Source organism: Mycobacterium sp. KBS0706, assembly GCF_005938675.2.
Classification (GTDB): Bacteria; Pseudomonadota; Alphaproteobacteria; order DSM-16000; family Inquilinaceae; genus Inquilinus.
In genome coordinates this window covers 1-16687 of the sequence record NZ_VCCH02000059.1, presented here as the reverse complement: position 1 = coordinate 16687, position 16687 = coordinate 1, and the positions used below count along the sequence as shown (strand labels likewise).

Genomic DNA, 16687 nt, shown 5'->3' with positions numbered 1-16687 from the left:
CGCGGCGCCGGCGGCAGCGGGCTGGGGCTGCACATCGTCTACAACCTGGTCACGGCCAGCCTGGGCGGCCAGATCACGGTGGATTCAGCGCCGGGGCAGGGGACGCGGTTCACCGTGATCCTGCCGCTGGTAGCGCCGGGATCCGGCAACGGGGTGGGCTGACGCCGCGGCATCAGCCCTTCCGGCGCGCCCTGCGATTGTTGACGGCTGCTGCTACGTCCCAGCCGGCATGCCTGGGGTCTGGGGCCGTTGAACCCCGAGTGCCGGATCCGGCTTGCACCCGGTCGTCCCGACCTCCTTACAGCCCACCATACCCTCGCGGCCAAAGGACGGATCCGGTTTGCACCCGGTCGTTCCGACCTCCTGGCAACCCACCATACCCTGGCGGCCAAAGGACGGATCCGGCTTGCACCCGGTCGTCCCGACCTCCTGACAGGCGACGGGCCCGGCGCTCTGTGCCGGAGATGTCTTCTGGTCGGCACATCCTCCTGTCATCCCGAGGACCGCCACCGCTGAAATCGCAACGAATAGTTTGATCATATCCTCCTCCGATTTCGTCTATGCGCTCCGAGGTCGATAAACTGGCGCCAGGAAGGCTCCCATTGCGCCGTGAGTGTGGCCGCCTGGAGGGACGAAACCCCTCGCCGGGTAGCGGAGAGAAACGCGGCAACGAGCGATTCATGCATGAACCCCCGCCACCACGGAACTATACGATAGTATCGGTGCCGCGGCGCTTGCTGGCGACTTGACCGGGCAATGGATCGGCGAGCCGGTCTTGCAGGGTACGTCAGCTGCTCGACGCGCCGCAGCCTGATGGATTTCGCTGCAGTGCAGTTTCAGCCGCCCTCCATTCGCGTTGGACTGCGCCTCTGTCGTGAGATGGGATCTTTGGGGACAGGTCGGGTGCCGCCATTGGATTGCGAAGATCCCGGCTTTCAAGCCTGGCGGACGATGGTGCCGATCGCATTGACCAGAAGGCGTGCGGCGATCAGGGCCGACAGGCCGTCGATGTCGGCGGGGGGATAGAGCTCGACCAGGTCGAAGCCCACGATCCCGGCCCGCCGGCCGAGGCCCGCGATCAGGTCGATCGCCTGGGTGTAGGTGAGACCGCCGGGCGTCCGCGCCGCAACGCCCGGCATGATGCCGGGATCGAGGCCGTCGCAGTCGAGGGTGACGACGACCCGCGCCCCGTCCGGGATATGCCGGAGGGCGGCGTCGACGCCCCCGGCGTGAACCTCGCGGGCGGTGACGAAGCGGCTGCCGTAGCGCTGCGCCGCCTCGATCTCGGCGAGGCGGGCGCTGCCGACGCTGCGCAGGCCGACCTGCACCATGCCGGCGACATTCGGCATCTCGCTCGCCCGGCGCATCGGGCTCGAATAGCCGTGGCGCTCGCCGTGCAGCTCGTCGCGCCAGTCGATATGGGCGTCGATCTGCAGGATCCAGACCGGCCCGTGATCGGCGAAGCCGGCGAGGAAGGGGATGGTCGCGGAACAATCGCCGCCGAGCAGGACCGGCACGGCCGGCAGGGCCAGGATCTCGCGCGTCTTCGCCTCGATCCGCGCCCGGTTGCCGGCATTGTCGTGCAGGGCGGTCGGGATGTCGCCGGCGTCGATGCAGCAGGTCGGCCCGCCGTCGAACAGCGGGCCGCCGAGATCGAAATCCCAGTGCTCGACCAGCCCGGCATCCTCCTGGCTCGCGGCGCGGATGGCGGCGGCGGCCAGGGCGTGGCCGCTGCTGTCCCGGCCGGGATAGGTGCTGCCGTGACCGGCCCCGAAGATCACCGCCCGGGGCGTGCGGTCCTCGGCGAGGCGATCGGGAAGGTCGAGAAAGCGGGGCGATGGAGTCATGTCTCGATGGCCTGATGATGGCTTGAACCGACAGCCCAAGACACTGACCCGTCATGGCGAGCCCCGCAGGGGCGTGGCCATCCAGCGGGACCGCCCCCTGGATGGAAAAGAATCGAAGAGTCGATCTCAAGGGCCGCTGAGATTAGCTGAAATTCCGATGGCGTCCTCCGGCAACGCCGAATTCAGTGGCGGGGGCGCCCCGGGCGAAAACACGTGACCTGTGGCGGGACAGATGTTCACGTAATGTTCATTGCGCAGTCGTTTCGCTCTCGTTCATGATAGGTTCCATGGAACCTGCTGGTCCCGAAGACCTCGTCATCCCCGCTCTACGAAAGCGGGGATCTCGTCCCGGCCCGACGGAGGGAGCTTCCGCTTGCGCGGGAATGACGATCAAAGGGGCGGGAAGAGGGAAGGGGCCGCGCCAGGCTGGGAGGAAGGTTTCGGCGGTTCCGTTCCGTCGCCTCAGCCGGCGGTGGTCTTCCGCACGATCAGCTCCCCCGGCAGCAGATGGACGTTGCCTTCGGCCGGCTCCGCCTTGCCGGTCACCAGCAGCACCGTCCGCTCGACCATGGCGTCGAGCGGCTGGCGGAAGGTGGTCAGCGCATAGCGCGGCCAGGCGGCCATGGCGATGTCGTCGAAGCCGGCGACCGCCACGTCGCCCGGCACGGACAGGCCCAGCTCGTCGCGCAGCGCGTCCACGCCGCCGACCGCCAGGATGTCGTTGGCGAAGAAGATCGCGTCGGTGCGGCTGCTGCGGGCAACCTCGAGCGCCGCGCGGTAGCCGGCCTCGTAGCTGTACTCGCCGCCCGCGACGGAAGCTGTGAGGGTCATGCCCAGCTCCGCCAGCCGGGCGATGAAGGCGTGCTGGCGTTCGAGATTGGCGCTGGCATGCGGCACGCCGGCCACGAACGCCACCCGGCGGCGGCCCAGCGCGTGGAAATGGTCGGCGATGGCGCGGGCGCCGTCGGCATTGTTGCAGCAGACGCTGGCCAGGCTCGAATCCGGCACCGTGCGGTTGATCATGATCGTCGTGCGGCCCTCGGTCGCCCAGGTCAGTGCCGCGCCGGAGAGGGGGGCGGCCGAAACGATGACCACGGCATCGACGCTGTACTGCCGCAGCGCCGCCAGCTGCTGCCTGATGTCGGCGCCATGGGTCAGGTTGAACAGCAGGCTCTGCTGCCCGACCTGCTGCAGGCCGCGCGACAGCTTCTCGATCAGCACCGGGTAGAACGGGTTCTGCATCGCCGAGACGACGATGCCGACGATGTTGCTGCGCCGCTTCGACAGGGTGCTGGCGATGGCGTTGGGGCTGTAGCCCAGGCTGTCCGCCATGGTCAGGATGCGCTGGCGCATCTCGCCCGAGATCGAGGCGCCGGGCGTGTAGGCGCGCGAGACCGCGGACTGGCTGACGCCGATCATCCGCGCCAGCTGGCGCGCCGTAATCGGTTTGCGCAGGTCTCCGGAACTCAAGGTCGCTTCCCTTCGCTGTCGCCCGCCGCAGCCATAGCACGGGCGCGGGCGGAATCCCGCCCGGCCGTGATCGTCTCCAGCACTATGCAGAGGTATTGCATACGGATGCAAGACTCGATACCGTTCCGGTCAAAGCGAGGGACAGGGAGGCGACGCGGCGATGTCTGCACTGGCGGGGCTGAACGTCGTCGACCTGTCCGAGACCGTCGGCGGCCAGTATTGCGCCCGGCTGCTGGCCGATTTCGGCGCCGAGGTCGTGCTGGTGGAGCCGCCGGAGGGATCGGCCCTGCGCTGCCAGCCACCGTTCGGCGAGGCGGGCGATCGCGGATCGCTGCTGTTCTTCCATCTCAACACCGGCAAGCGCTCGGTCAGCCTCGACCCGGGCAGCGCCGCCGGGCGGCAGGCCCTCGATGAACTGCTGCGCGGTGCCGATGTCGCGATCCTGCCGCCGGGATCCGAGCCGCGCGAGGTGCTCGCCCTCAACCCGCGCTGTGTCGCCACGGTGGTCAGCCCCTTCGGCGCCGACGGGCCGCTCGCCGCCTGGAAGGGGCCGGAGATCGTGCTGCAGGCCCTGTCCGGCATGATGCACAACAACGGCGCCCATGGCCGCGAGCCGCTGCATGGCTGCGGCCGCCGCGCGTCCTTCGCCGCCGGCCTCGCCGCCTATGTCGGGGTCACCGCCGCGCTGTTCGCCCGCGAGCGCACCGGCCTTGGCCAGGCCGTCGTCGTGGACGAGGCCGAGACCGCCGCGGCGATGTGCTTCCCCTATGTGCTGCAGCACATCTACAACGGCACGGTGAAGGGCCGGGGCGACCCGAACATCCCGGCCGGCCAGGTGCGCTGCCGCGACGGCTGGGTCTGCATCTGGATCTACAACCATCGCTGGGCCGCGGTCTGCCGGGCGCTCGGGCTCGGGCCGATCGAGCATGACGAGCGCTTCGCCGCCCCGATCCCGCGCCGGGCCCATTGGGCGGAGCTGTTCGCGATCATCCAGGACAAGGTCGCGGATCTCAGCGCCGAGGAGCTGGTCGCCACGCTGCAGCGGGAGGAGGTGATCGCCGCCAAGGCCTATCGCCCGACCGAGCTGCACGGCAGCGCCCATCTCGCCGCGCGGGGCTATTGGCAGACGGCCGAGGGGCGGCTGATCCTCGGACCGCCGTTCCGGCTGGGCGGCACGCCGCGCCGGGTCCGCTCCGCCGCGCCGCGCCTCGGCGCCGATAATGGCAGGGCGCCGATGCCGGCCGCCCCACGGCCGGGGAGGGGCGCTGCCCCTGCCGGAACCGGTCCCCTGGCGGGCCTGCGCGTGCTCGAGCTGACCACCGCCTGGGCCGGGCCGATGGCTGGCCGGGTGCTGGGCTTCCTCGGGGCCGAGCCGATCCATGTCGAATCCCCGACCCGGGTCAATTCCTGGCGCCTCAACAAGGAGGTGCCGAACCCGATCAACTTCCCGGACGGCGTGCCCGGAGACCGGCCTTACGACCGCGCCTTCCACTTCAACTCGCAGAACGTCAACAAGCTGTCCTGCATCCTCGACCTGAAGACGGGGGAGGGGCGTGACATCATCCGCCGCCTGGCGGCGGTCAGCGACGTGGTGATCTGCAACTTCCGCCCCGGCACGCTGGCCAAGCTCGGCCTCGACTATGACAGCCTGCGCCGGATCAGGCCGGACATCATCGTGGCCGAGCTGCCGGCCTTCGGCGCCGACGGCCCGATGGCGCGCTACGCCGCTCTGGGCCCGACCATGGAGATGTCGACCGGCATGTCCAGCATGATCGGCTATCCGGGCGGCCAGCCCGAGACCACCGGCCCCTCCTATCTCGACCCGATCGGCGGCTTCAACGCCGCAGCCGCGATCCTGACGGCGCTGCTGCACCGGCAGCGCACTGGCGAGGGGCAGTATATCGAGGTGCCGCAGGTCGAGGCCGCGATGCAGCTGATCGGGCCGGAGCTGCTGGCGGCGATCGAAACCGGCCAGGATCCCGCGCCGAACGGCAACCGCTCGCCCTATGCCGCCCCGCATGACGCCTTCCCGGCGCGCGGCGACGACCAGTGGGTGGCGATCGCCCCCGGGACCGAGACGGAATGGCAGGCCCTGTGCGGCGTCATCGGGCAGCCCGGCCTCACCGCCGATCCGCGCTTCGCCACGCTGGCGGTGCGGCAGCAGAACATCGAGGCACTGACCGCGATCATCGCCGACTGGACGCGCAGCCAGGACAAGCACGCGGTCGCGGCCCGGCTGCAGGCGGCCGGTGTTCCCGCGGCGCCGGTGCAGACCCCGCAGGACCTCGCGCGCAGCGAATACCTGGCGCACCGCGGCTTCTTCACGGTGCTGGAGCATGCCGATGCCGGCCGCCACCCGCATCCCGGCCTGCCGATCCATCTCGACGCCACGCCGGGCAGCCAGCGCCGGGCGGCGCCGCGCTTCGGCGCCGACAACCATCGCGTGCTGCGCGACATCCTCGGCCTGACGCCGGAGGAGGTCGCGGCGGCCGAAGCCAGCGGCGCCATGGCCACCGAACCCCGGCCGGGGGCCTGACCATGGATTTCCCCAGGACGCTGCGCATCCCGATCCGCCTCGACGACGATCCCGGCTATCGCGGCTCGGTGCATGACGACGCGGTGGCGCGGCGCATGGGCTTCAAGGCGGCCCTGGTGCCGGGGGCCTTCGTCTATGGCCATATCAGCCGCATCGCCGTCGATTCCTGGGGTGTCGACTGGCTGCGGCATGGCCGGATGGGCGCGCGGTTCCGCCGGCCGGTCTATGACGGCGACGTGCTCACGGCCGAAGTCTCGGCCCTGGCGGATACCGGCCCCAACCGCCGATCCGAGGTCAGCCTGCGCAACGAGGAGGGCGAGGAGGTCGCGACCGGCTGGGTGGGGATGCCCCTGGCCGATCCGGTGCCACCCCCGGTGGCGGATTGCCCGGTCCTGCCACTGCCGGACCCGCCGCGGGCGGTCGACCCCGGCGGCATGGCGGTCGGGACGCGCCTCGGCTCGCGCAACGCGGTGCTGACCGGGGAGGAGTTCCGGCGCTCGCTCGATGCCTTCGACGAGCGCCATCCGCTGTATCTCGCCGGCGGGCTGGTCCACTCCGGTTGCCTGATCCGGCGGACGATGTTCGACGCCAACCGCAGCTTCCGCTTCCCGGCACCGGTCGTGTTCGTGTCGGGCGAGGCCGAGCATTTCGCGCCGGTGTCGCCCGGCCAGCGCCTCGCCACCTCCGGCACTGTCACCGCCGCCTATGAGCGGAAGGGCCGGCACTATTTCGAGACCGAGGAGCTCCTGGTGGTCGACGGCGCCCGGGTGGCGGCGCGGTTCCGCCGGACCTCGATCTATGCGTGACCATCCGCCTGCAGCGGTGTTGCATACGGATGCAAAGAGAGTAAGGTAACCCACTCGACGCGGGAGCGAACCTATGGCCCCAAGCGCGACCATCAGATCGATCGAAGCCTTCCAGGTCGGCTGGCAACCCGGCGACCCGCCCGGCCGGCGCAGCGCTCTGGTGCGGATCACCACGCAGGACGGCGTGGTCGGCTGGGGCGAGGCCTCGCCGATGCAGGGCGGGCAGCACTCGATCGGCATCATCGAGCGCGACCTGGCGCCGGGTCTGGTCGGCGCCGACGCCTTCGACACCGGTGTGCTGTACGACCGGCAGCTCCACCGCAACATCAAGCTGGGGCCGGAAGGCGCGCTGACCGGCGCCCTGGCCGCGGTCGACATCGCGCTGTGGGACATCAAGGGCAAGACGCTCGGCCTGCCGGTGCACAAGCTGCTCGGCGGCGCTTGGCGCAGCGAGGTGCCGTTCTACGCCTCGATCGGCGGCAATGCCGGGCGCACGGTGGACGAGACGGTGCGGGTGGTCGAGGCGCGCTGGCGGCGCGAGACGCCGGCGGCGATCAAGATCCGCCGCGACGGCGACCGCTCGATGCTCGACCTCGACATCCCGGGCGACATCGCCAAGGCCCGGGCCGTGCGCCAGCTCGTCGGCGACAGCTTCCCCTTGGCCTTCGACGCCAACAACGGCTACTCGGTCGGTGGCGCCATGCGGGTCGGCCGCGCGCTCGAGGAGCTCGGCTACGTCTGGTTCGAGGAGCCGGTGCAGCACTACGACGTGCGCGGCATGGGCGAGGTGGCGCAGCGGCTCGACATCACCGTGTCGGCGGCGGAGCAGACCTACACGCTGCAGGCGCTGGTCGACATCATCCATGCCGGGGTGCGCATGGTGCAGCCCGACATCGTCAAGATGGGCGGCATTACCGGGCTGATGCAATGCGCCGCGATCTGCCATGCCCATGGGGTCGAGCTGGTGCCCCATCAGACCCAGCCGATCATCGGCCATGTCGCCAACCTGCATGTGCTGGCGGCGCTCATGCATCTGACCAAGCCGGCGGAATACGCCGACGCGTCGGGCCGGATGGATATCGGGTTCAAGGATCCGCCCCGGCCGGTGGACGGCCGCTTCGTGGTGCCGCAGGCCCCGGGGCTCGGGCTCGAGGTCGACGAGGCGGAAATCAACAAGCGGCGCTGACCGGCGTCGATAAGAGACAAGGGAGAGACGGCCATGGGATTCAGCAGGCGAAATGTGCTTCAGCTCGGCGTCGCGACCGCGGCGCTGGCGGGCTTCGGCGGCGCCCGGGCGCAGGATGCGTCCCAGAACGCGGATGTGATCCGCATGGGCATCGCCGCGAAGGGGCCGCGCTACAGCGACCCGAACCTGACGACCCAGGGCTCCGACAACTGGGCGACCGAGCAGATCTACGAGCAGCTGGTCCGCCCGGAGGACGGCGCCTTCGCGATCAAGCCGGAGGAGTACCTGCCGACGCTGGCGACCAGCTGGACCTCGTCGCCGGACGCCAAGACCTGGACCTTCCAACTGCGCCAGGGCGTGCAGTTCCACAAGGGCTTCGGCGAGATGACGTCGGAGGACGTGGTCTACTCGTTCAAGCGGGCGATGACGTCGGGCACCAACGTCACGATCCTGTCGAACATCGCCGATGTCGTGGCGAACGGGCCCTATGCGGTGACCATCACCCTGAAGAGCCCGGACGCGCTGTTCCTCGGCACCTCGGTGTTCAACAACAACACCTCGATCGTCAGCAAGAAGGCGGCCGAGCAGATGGGCGAGGCCTTCGGCACCGACGCCGTCGGCACCGGCCCCTACGAGCTGACCAAGTTCGACACCCAGGTCGGCACGGTGATGAAGCGCCATGACGGCTATTGGGGCCCGAAGGCCAAGATCAGCACCGTCGAATGCGTCTACATCGCCGACACCTCGGCGCGGACCCTGGCCCTCTTGTCCGGCAACATCGACATCATGGAGGCGGTGCGCGCCCCCGGCTGGGTCGCCTCGATGCAGCAGCGCGACCCGACGCTGAAGATCGACATGACGGTGCCGGGGTCGTTCAACACCCTGCATGTCAACCTGACCCGCAAGCCCTTCGACGACCTGAAGGTGCGGCAGGCGCTGATGCATGCGATCGACCGGCCGGCCGTGGCCCAGGCGCTGGCGCCGATGGGTGGCACCATGGCGGGGCTGCAGCCCGACTTCTTCCCGGCCGGCTTCAAGACCGAGGATCTGCCGGAGGAGCTGCGCTACCCCTACGATCCGGACAAGGCGAAGGCGCTACTGGCCGAGGCCGGCTTCGCGGACGGCATCAGCTTCCCGTCGCTGTGCAGCCAGCGCGAGGACTATTCCTCGACCATGCTGATCGTGCAGGAGCAGATCCGCCTGGCCGGCTTCAACATGGACCTGCGGATCGAGGACCACACCGCCTATCACGCCGACAACCGGTCGGACAAGAACACCCTGGCGATGCATTCCTCGAGCTATCCGCCGATCCCGACCCAGCTGTATTTCCAGCAGCTGTCGAAGCAATCCGAGGTCAAGTCGGACGGCAAGGGCGGCGGCAATTACAGCCACTACGGCGTGGTCATGCCGGGCATCGACGACCTGCTCGCCCAGGCCCTGCAGGCGACCGACTTCGCGACCTATGACGACATCTGCCGCAAGATCGAGCTGCAGGTGCTGCGCGACCTGCCGCTGATCGGCTTGTCCACCTTGTCCTTCACCACCGCGCGCCGGGGCAATGTCGATCTCGGCTACCCGATCAAGAGCGGCTATGCGCGCTGGCGCTTCCACCGGGCGACCAAGACCATCGTCTGACCCCGCAGGGGAGGGGCCCCGCCATGGTGCGGTATCTGATGTGGCGATTGCTGGATGCGGTTCCGACCATCCTGCTGGTGCTGACGCTGGTGTTCGTCTGCATGCGCATCCTGCCCGGCGACCCGGCGCTGGCGGCGCTGGGGGACAACGCTCTGCCGGACCAGCTGGCGGCCTTCCGCGAGAAGATGGGGCTGAACGTCCCGCTGTGGCAGCAGTACCTCAACTTCCTCGGCGGCGTCCTGACCCTGGATTTCGGGAGGTCGCTGATGAACAACACCTCGGTCCTGCAACTGCTGGTCTACAACCTGCCCTACACGATCGAGCTGACCATCGCGGCGATGGTGATGGGCGTCGCCGCCGGCATCCCGCTGGGCGTGCTGGCGGCAACCCACCGCAACCGCACCGCGGATTCCGGCGTCCGGGTGTTCTCGCTGATCGGCTACGCCATCCCGGACTTCTATCTCGGCGCGCTGCTGCTGATCACCTTCTCGCTCAATCTCGGCTGGTTCCCGATCAATGGCGGCGGCGACGGCTTCGTCGACCGGCTGCACCACATCGTGCTGCCGGCGCTGACCCTCGCCTTCGTCAAGGCCGCCTTCCTCGGACGGCTGACCCGCACCTCGCTGCTGGAGGTGTTCGGCAAGGACTATGTGCGGACGGCGCGGGCCAAGGGCGCCAGCGAGCGCCGCGTCATCTACCGGCACGGGCTGCGCAACGCGCTGCTGCCGCTGTCCACCGGCATGGGCCTCAGCCTGCTGGCGACGCTGTCCGGCTCGGTGGCGATCGAGCTGGTGTTCAACCGGCCCGGCATCGGCAAGCTGCTGATCGGCGCGATTACCGAGCGCGACTATGCCGTCATCCAGGGTGGCGTCATCGTCTTCGCCCTGTTCGTGGTGCTGGTGAACCTGCTGATGGACCTCGTCTACATCGTGGTCGATCCGCGGATCCGGGTGAGCTGATGGCCGCGATCATCGACACCGCAGATGTTATTGCCCCAGCCCCGAACCGGCTGGCAATCCTGCTGCGCATCGTCATGGGCCGCCCGGCCACCATCTTCGCCGCCCTGATCATCGCGGTCTTCCTGGTGGTGGCGGTGCTGGCGCCCTGGATCGCGCCTTACAACCCGCTGGCGCAGAGCATCCTGAAGATCAACCAGACCCCGTCCTGGGCGCATTGGCTCGGCACCGACCAGTTCGGCCGCGACGTGCTGTCCCGGATGATCTACGGGTCCCGCAACTCGCTGATCTTCGGGCTGCTGTCGCCGGTGCTGGCGGCGATCGTGGGGACCACGATGGGCGTCGTCGCCGGCTATTTCGGCGGCGTGGTCGACCGGGTCATCTCCCGCCTCGTCGACCTGCTGCTGGCCTTTCCGGAACTGCTGCTGGCGATCATCATCGCCGCGGCGCTGGGCGGCGGCTTCTGGAACGTCGTCGCCGTGCTGACGGTCGCCTTCGTGCCCGGCTTCGCCCGCGTCGCCCGGGCCCAGACCCTGTCGGTGAAGCAGGAGCCCTATATCGAGGCCGCGGTGGCGGTCGGCGTCAGCACGCCGGTGATCATCTTCCGCCACATCGTGCCGAACATCGCGGCGCCGATCGTCGTGCTGGTGACGCTGTGGGTCGCCTCGGCCATCCGGCTCGAAGCCTCGCTCAGCTTCCTCGGGCTCGGCACCCAGCCGCCGAACCCGAGCTGGGGCAACATCATCCGCGACGGCCTCAACAACCTGTTCGGGTCGCCCTGGCCGATCATCGGCGCCGGCTTCGCCATCACTTGCGTGGTCCTCGCCTTCAACCTGTTCGGCGATGCGGTGCGCGACGCCCTGGACCCGGAGACCGCCTCGTGACCGCGCCCCTGCTGAAGGTCGAGGGTCTGGCCGTCGAATTCGGCCCGAAAGCGGCGCCGCTGCGGGTGGTCGACGGCGTCGGCTTCGAGATCCAGGCCGGCGGGTCGCTCGGCATCGTCGGCGAATCCGGCTCCGGCAAGTCGATGACCTCGCTGTCGATCCTGCGCCTGATCCCCGAGCCGCCGGGCCGCATTGCGCAGGGCCGCATCCTGTTCGAGGGCACCGACCTGCTGGCCCTGCCGCGGGCGAAGATGCCGGAGATCCGCGGCCGCGACATCGCCATGATCTTCCAGGAGCCGATGAGCTCGCTGAACCCGGTCATGACCATCGGCGACCAGATCGGCGAGGCCATCCTGCTGCATGAGCCCGTCAGCCGGGAGGAGCGCCGCCGCAAGACGGTCGAGATGCTGCGGCTGGTCGGCATGCCCGACCCGGAGCGCCGGCTCGGAGCCTACCCGCACCAGTTCTCCGGCGGCATGCGCCAGCGGGTGATGATCGCCATGGCCATCGCCTGCAACCCGAAGCTGCTGATCGCGGACGAGCCGACCACGGCGCTGGACGTGACCATCCAGGCCCAGGTGCTGGATCTGATGAAGCGGATCCGCGCCACGCTGAACACGGCGGTGCTGCTGATCTCGCACGATCTCGGCGTCATCGCCGACATCTGCGAGCGGGTGATCGTGATGTATGCCGGCCGGGTGGTGGAGGATGCCGATGTCCGCTCGATCTTCCGGCGACCGTCGCACCCCTACACCCAGGGGCTGCTGCAGTCGATTCCGCGGCTGAACGACGACCGGCGGCGGCTGTACCAGATCGCCGGCTCGGTGCCGCAGGCCGGCAGCCTCGGCGCCGGCTGTCCGTTCCAGCCGCGCTGCCCGCTGCGGGTCGACCGCTGCGCGGTGGAGCGGCCGCCGATGTTCGACTTCGGCCCGCAGCACCGGGCGGCCTGCTGGGTCACGGCCGCGGCGCTGCCGGCCGAGCCGGCACCCAGCGCGAGGGCGATGCGATGAGCGCCGTTGCGACCGAGACCCTGGTTCGGGCCGAGGGGCTGACCAAGACCTTCCAGGATGGCGGCGGCCTCAGCTTCGGGCGGCCGCGCCCGGCGGTGCGGGCGGTCGACGAGGTGTCGCTGGAGATCCGCCGCGGCGAGACGCTGGCGCTGGTCGGCGAATCCGGCTGCGGCAAGTCCACGCTCGGCCGGCTGCTGCTGCGCCTGATCGAACCCAGCGCCGGCCAGGTCTTCGTCGGCGGCACCGACCTGACCGGCCTGTCGCGCGGGCAGATGCGGGCGATGCGCCGGCAGGTCCAGATGATCTTCCAGGACCCCTACGGCTCGCTCAGCCCGCGGCGCAGCGTCGCCGACATCGTCGCCGAGCCGCTCGAGGTGTTCGGCCTGGTGCGGTCGCGCAAGGAGCGGCGCGACAAGGTGGCCGAGCTGCTGCGCCAGGTCGGGCTGCCGCCCGCCACCATGGACCGCTATCCGCGCCAGTTCTCCGGCGGCCAGCGCCAGCGCATCGGCATCGCCCGGGCGATCTCGGTCGATCCCGCCTTCATCGTGGCGGACGAGCCGGTCTCGGCCCTCGACGTCTCGATCCAGGCGCAGATCGTCAACCTGCTGCAGGACCTGCAGGAGCGGAAGAACCTGTCCTACCTGTTCATCGCTCATGACCTGGCGGTGGTGCGGCACATCGCCGACCGGGTCGCGGTGATGTATCTCGGGCGGATCGTCGAGACCGGGCCGAAGGCCGCGGTGTATGGCGCGCCGCACCATCCCTACACCCAGGCGCTGCTGTCGGCCGCGCCGGAGCCCGACCCCGACCGGCCGCAGACGCGCATCATCCTGCAGGGCGACGTGCCCAGCCCGTCCGCCGTCCCGTCCGGCTGCAGCTTCCGCACCCGCTGCCCGCTGGCGCAGGAGATCTGCGCCCGCGAGCGGCCAGCCCTGGCGCCGGTCGGCGACGGCCATTTTGCCGCCTGCCATTTCGCCAAGGCCAACCCGATCCCGATCTGAGGGCGCCGATCTTAGCGGCCGCTCCTGAGCAGATCCCCGGAACGGGAAGCCGGGATCCGCCGTGCTCGTCCCCCCCGGTCCCGGCTGCCGTCACCCCATCCAGATGAGGTGCGGGCGGGCAGAGTTCCCGAAACAGCTAGGCATCCAGGGTGATGGCGACGCCCGGCGCTTCGTGTGGCCGGCACCGGAACGACCACGGTCCCGGATAGGCGGCCTGCAGGGCGGAAAGCATCGCCGGGAGAGACTGAACGGCGGCTCCTGATTTCTCCAGCTTGTATGGCGCCGACCACATCACATCCGCATTGGTAAAGTGAAGAACGATGGGCCGCATCCCATGCTTCTTCACGACGGCTTCGATGACCGGCGGGTCCGGATTGTCATATTTTCCATTCGCCGAGAACACGTAGTGTGTTGCGGCGAAATGATCGAGAAAACTCTCCGGATTGTTCCGGCTGCTGCCATGATGAGGAAGCTTGAGGATATCGAGCGCTACCGGCGGCGGCGGAAGCCCCAACTCCGACCAGGCCTTGACGATGTCGTCGCCGCGGGCGTCGCCGGTGAGCAGCAGCGTCTTGCCCGCGACTTCCACCCAGACCACGATCGACGAGAGATTGGCGACGGCATGATCCAACTTGCTCTCCGGCAGGAACAGCGAAAGCAACGCAGTCTCGCGGGCCTCTTTGGTCGGCTTCGAGAGGGCCTTCAGCCAATCCTTGCGCAACTCGTCCAACTGCTTCTGCCGCGGTCCCAGCACCGTGACTTTGGCACCGTCGATATTGTAGGACGCCTGCCCCTCCTTCGCGGAGATCAGGCCGTTGACGGGCTGGTTTCCGCCCAGATGCAGCGTTTCGAGATCGGCCCTCAAGGATATTCCTTGCCCCACGCTCTGAATCACGGCCTCTCCGTCCCCTCCGCCGATCTGGGGCAGGATCGCGCCCGCGAGCGCGGCCGGGGTCGCGCTCGCCCGATGCGCGGTGAACGGCGTCGGGCCAACGATCGCGTCGAAGGAATTGAACCAGAACCGCTTGAAGACGAGTTCGGCCGGGTTGGCCGGGGAGGCGGCGACGAGCCCCTGAGTGATCCTCAAGATTCCATTGATGTGATCGTCGTCGATGTGGCTGACCATTCCGAGCGCAACAGGCAACGGATGGTTCGGGCTCAAGGCCCGCAGCCGTGGCAGCAGCACGTCGCGCCAGACGGCTATGCTGGCCTCGCCGACACGTTCGGACCTCGGCCCTCCATCGACGATCCACAGCCTCTCATTGCCGTCCGGCCCCGGATACCGCAGCAGCAGGCAGTCTCCATACAGGGTGTTGAGCGCTTCAAAAACGACAGTCATGAGCTTCGTTCCCTAGACCAGTTGCAGCGCACGCAGGACGTCCAGCAGCCCGGCGCCCTGGAAATCGACGTGGCGGCCGAGATCGGTCGCTGTCTTCATCAGGATCTCCTTGATCCGGCGTGGCTGACCGATCAGTTCCGGATAACGGGCCATCAGCAAAGCCGCGGCCCCGCATACATGCGGGGCTGCCATGGAGGTGCCGTCGAGCCGCTGGGTCCGGTTTTCCCGGATGGTCGAGGTGATCTTCTCCCCCGGCGCAAGAAGGTCGGGCTTGAGTCGACCGTCGCCGGTGGGGCCTCGGCTCGAGAAGTAGCTGACGCCATAGGCATGAGGATCGCGCCGGTGGGTGGATCCGACGGTAATGACAGCCTCCGCGTTGCCCGGATCGGTGATGCTGACCGTCCGGTAACCGGTCCCCAGACTTTGCTTCGCCTCGCCCGGCTCGCCATCGAATCCAGTGTTGCCGGCCGCCGCGACGACGACGGTCCCTGCTCCCACCAGTTGGTTGCAGGCGTCGCAGACGGGCGTGTGGCCGCAGGCAAAGCTGTCGACATCGTGGCGCAGCGCCAGAGAGAGGTTCACGCCGTGAATGACGGGACTGGCGCGATCGCGGTTCAGCCAGCCGACGAACTCGATGGCCGAGACGATGGCGAACTCGTCCGCGCTTCCATCCGGCGCAAAGACCCTCAGGTCGTACAGGCTCAGCTCTTTGCACATCCCGTACAGAGGCTGCGCCAGGTCGTCCGGCTTCGGCAGGTCCGCGGCAAGAATGCCTGCCACATGCGTGCCGTGGTCGGCGGCCGGAGGCTGATAGTTGTCGTCATGCGGGACGAGGATGAGCGGTGACACCAGGGCCCAGTCGATGCCCCGGCCGGTATCGGCCCGGATCTTGAGATAATCCACGGCGGCGGAGACCAGCTTGTCGATCTTAGTGGATCGCGGATGAAGTTGCCGGACAGTCGCCGCGTCGCCGTTTGCTCCGGCAGCCAGAATATCCCTCAGGACCGAGAAGTCATAGGTCGCCTGGATCCGCGAAGAGGACTCCAGGTCTGCTTCGGTAAATGGAGGGCCGCACTTCAGGCGCTGCGAGACAGCAGGGTCGGCCCGCCTCAGAAAAGCCGCGTGCCGAGCATCGATCCCATCGTCGATGACCGCGATCGTGATGCCTTTTCCGGCCGTGTCGAAGACCCGCTGTGCGGCGTCGGCTTTCACCGTCTTGCACGAGTCGAATATCGTTTGCGATGCCTCCCTGTTGCAGGTGGCGAGCCAGATCTTGGCCTCCCCAGGCTTCGGGGCTGCCTCGGCAGCCTCGGCTGCTTGCAGGCTAGCTCCGGCGACGTCACGGAATCCGTCGAACAGGAAATTGAGATCCGCGCCCGTCGCCTGGCGTCCTGCGGCAGGAGATGTCATGTCGAAGCTGCGCTGCAGGCGTCCGGCGACTTCATGCAGCCCCTTGATTTCCGCCGCGGACCTCGCCGCCTGCAATCGCGCCACGAAGCCGACAATGGTCATGTAGCGCAGCAATTCGAGCGCAGGGCCTCGGTAGTCTGCGAGCAGGGTCGCGGCATCCGACTTGTCCGGGGCTCTGACGCGTGCCACTCCTGCGCCTCCGAACGATGTCAGACGGCTCCACAGGTCCTGCCACCAGCCGGTGAGCGGCACCACGGCCTGCACGAATGCCTGAAAATCGATCTCCGCCACGACCCGGGTCGAGCTCGTCGCGATGCGTGCCCGCGCAAGGGTCTCCGATACCAGGCGCTCCCTCAGGGACAACGCGACCTGGCCGGGCGTGACGCCGGTCCATGGCGTCAGCAGGACGTCCAGGGCGAGATCCCGGGGCCCCAGGATGCGCCGTCGTGCGGCCTTCTCGGCGATGCGCAGGTAGCCGATCCAGACATCCGCCACGATCGGGCTGTCCTGGGTCCATCGCGTCTGGCCGAACGTCCGAAGCAGAAGGTTCCGGACCTCCTCCTCCCCCAGCAGCGGGGGCCACCTCTGGACAGAGTCCTGCGGCCGC

12 protein-coding genes and 1 pseudogene are annotated in these 16687 nt (G+C 68.8%); 9 read left to right on the top strand and 4 right to left on the bottom strand.

The features are described 5' to 3' along the window. Positions 1-162 (top strand): annotated as a pseudogene (locus FFK22_RS27030) (sensor histidine kinase); the annotation flags it as partial. Positions 163-935: 773 nt separating this feature from the next. On the opposite strand, the gene FFK22_RS27025 reads toward FFK22_RS27030, so the two are convergent. Together FFK22_RS27025 and FFK22_RS27020 are read right to left on the bottom strand one after the other, a co-directional pair. Continuing rightward, complete coding sequence (locus FFK22_RS27025; RefSeq protein ID WP_138890768.1) at positions 936-1847, bottom strand: agmatinase; 912 nt, start codon at positions 1845-1847, stop codon at positions 936-938. A gap of 462 nt (positions 1848-2309) precedes the next feature. Beyond that, entirely contained in the window at positions 2310-3317 is a 1008-nt protein-coding gene (locus tag FFK22_RS27020) for a LacI family DNA-binding transcriptional regulator (protein ID WP_138890769.1), read from the bottom strand. Positions 3318-3477: 160 nt separating this feature from the next. On the opposite strand from FFK22_RS27020, the gene FFK22_RS27015 reads away from it, so the two are divergent. From FFK22_RS27015 to FFK22_RS26980, 8 genes are all read left to right on the top strand, one after another. Then, a complete protein-coding gene (locus FFK22_RS27015) occupies positions 3478-5853 on the top strand; it encodes a CaiB/BaiF CoA-transferase family protein (protein WP_138890770.1) in 2376 nt (791 codons plus the stop codon). Between the two features lie 2 nt (positions 5854-5855). Then, complete coding sequence (locus FFK22_RS27010; RefSeq protein WP_138890771.1) at positions 5856-6659, top strand: MaoC family dehydratase; 804 nt, start codon at positions 5856-5858, stop codon at positions 6657-6659. Positions 6660-6732: 73 nt separating this feature from the next. Then, complete coding sequence (locus FFK22_RS27005) at positions 6733-7845, top strand: mandelate racemase/muconate lactonizing enzyme family protein (RefSeq protein ID WP_138890772.1); 1113 nt, start codon at positions 6733-6735, stop codon at positions 7843-7845. 33 nt (positions 7846-7878) lie between these two features. Beyond that, positions 7879-9480: an ABC transporter substrate-binding protein gene (locus FFK22_RS27000; RefSeq protein WP_138890773.1), complete on the top strand. Its 1602-nt coding sequence runs from the start codon at positions 7879-7881 to the stop codon at positions 9478-9480. 23 nt (positions 9481-9503) lie between these two features. Next, a complete protein-coding gene (locus tag FFK22_RS26995) occupies positions 9504-10439 on the top strand; it encodes an ABC transporter permease (RefSeq protein ID WP_138890774.1) in 936 nt (311 codons plus the stop codon). After that, positions 10439-11320, top strand: a complete 882-nt coding sequence (locus tag FFK22_RS26990) for an ABC transporter permease (RefSeq protein WP_138890775.1) — start codon at positions 10439-10441, stop codon at positions 11318-11320. The genes FFK22_RS26995 and FFK22_RS26990 overlap by 1 nt, the downstream gene beginning before the upstream one ends. Continuing rightward, positions 11317-12330 carry an ABC transporter ATP-binding protein gene (locus FFK22_RS26985; protein ID WP_138890776.1) on the top strand — a complete coding sequence of 338 codons (1014 nt, stop codon included), beginning with the start codon at positions 11317-11319 and terminating at the stop codon, positions 12328-12330. The genes FFK22_RS26990 and FFK22_RS26985 overlap by 4 nt, the downstream gene beginning before the upstream one ends. Further along, on the top strand, positions 12327-13331 hold the full coding sequence (locus tag FFK22_RS26980) for an ABC transporter ATP-binding protein (protein ID WP_138890777.1): 1005 nt from the start codon (positions 12327-12329) through the stop codon (positions 13329-13331). Before FFK22_RS26985 ends, FFK22_RS26980 begins: the two co-directional genes overlap by 4 nt. 136 nt (positions 13332-13467) lie before the next feature. Here the strand turns inward: FFK22_RS26980 and FFK22_RS26975 are convergent, their stop codons facing one another. Beyond that, positions 13468-14670, bottom strand: a complete 1203-nt coding sequence (locus FFK22_RS26975) for a hypothetical protein (protein ID WP_138890778.1) — start codon at positions 14668-14670, stop codon at positions 13468-13470. Positions 14671-14682: 12 nt separating this feature from the next. Continuing rightward, positions 14683-16687: S8 family peptidase (locus FFK22_RS26970; protein ID WP_221938883.1), on the bottom strand; the 2005-nt coding region annotated here is incomplete at its 5' end.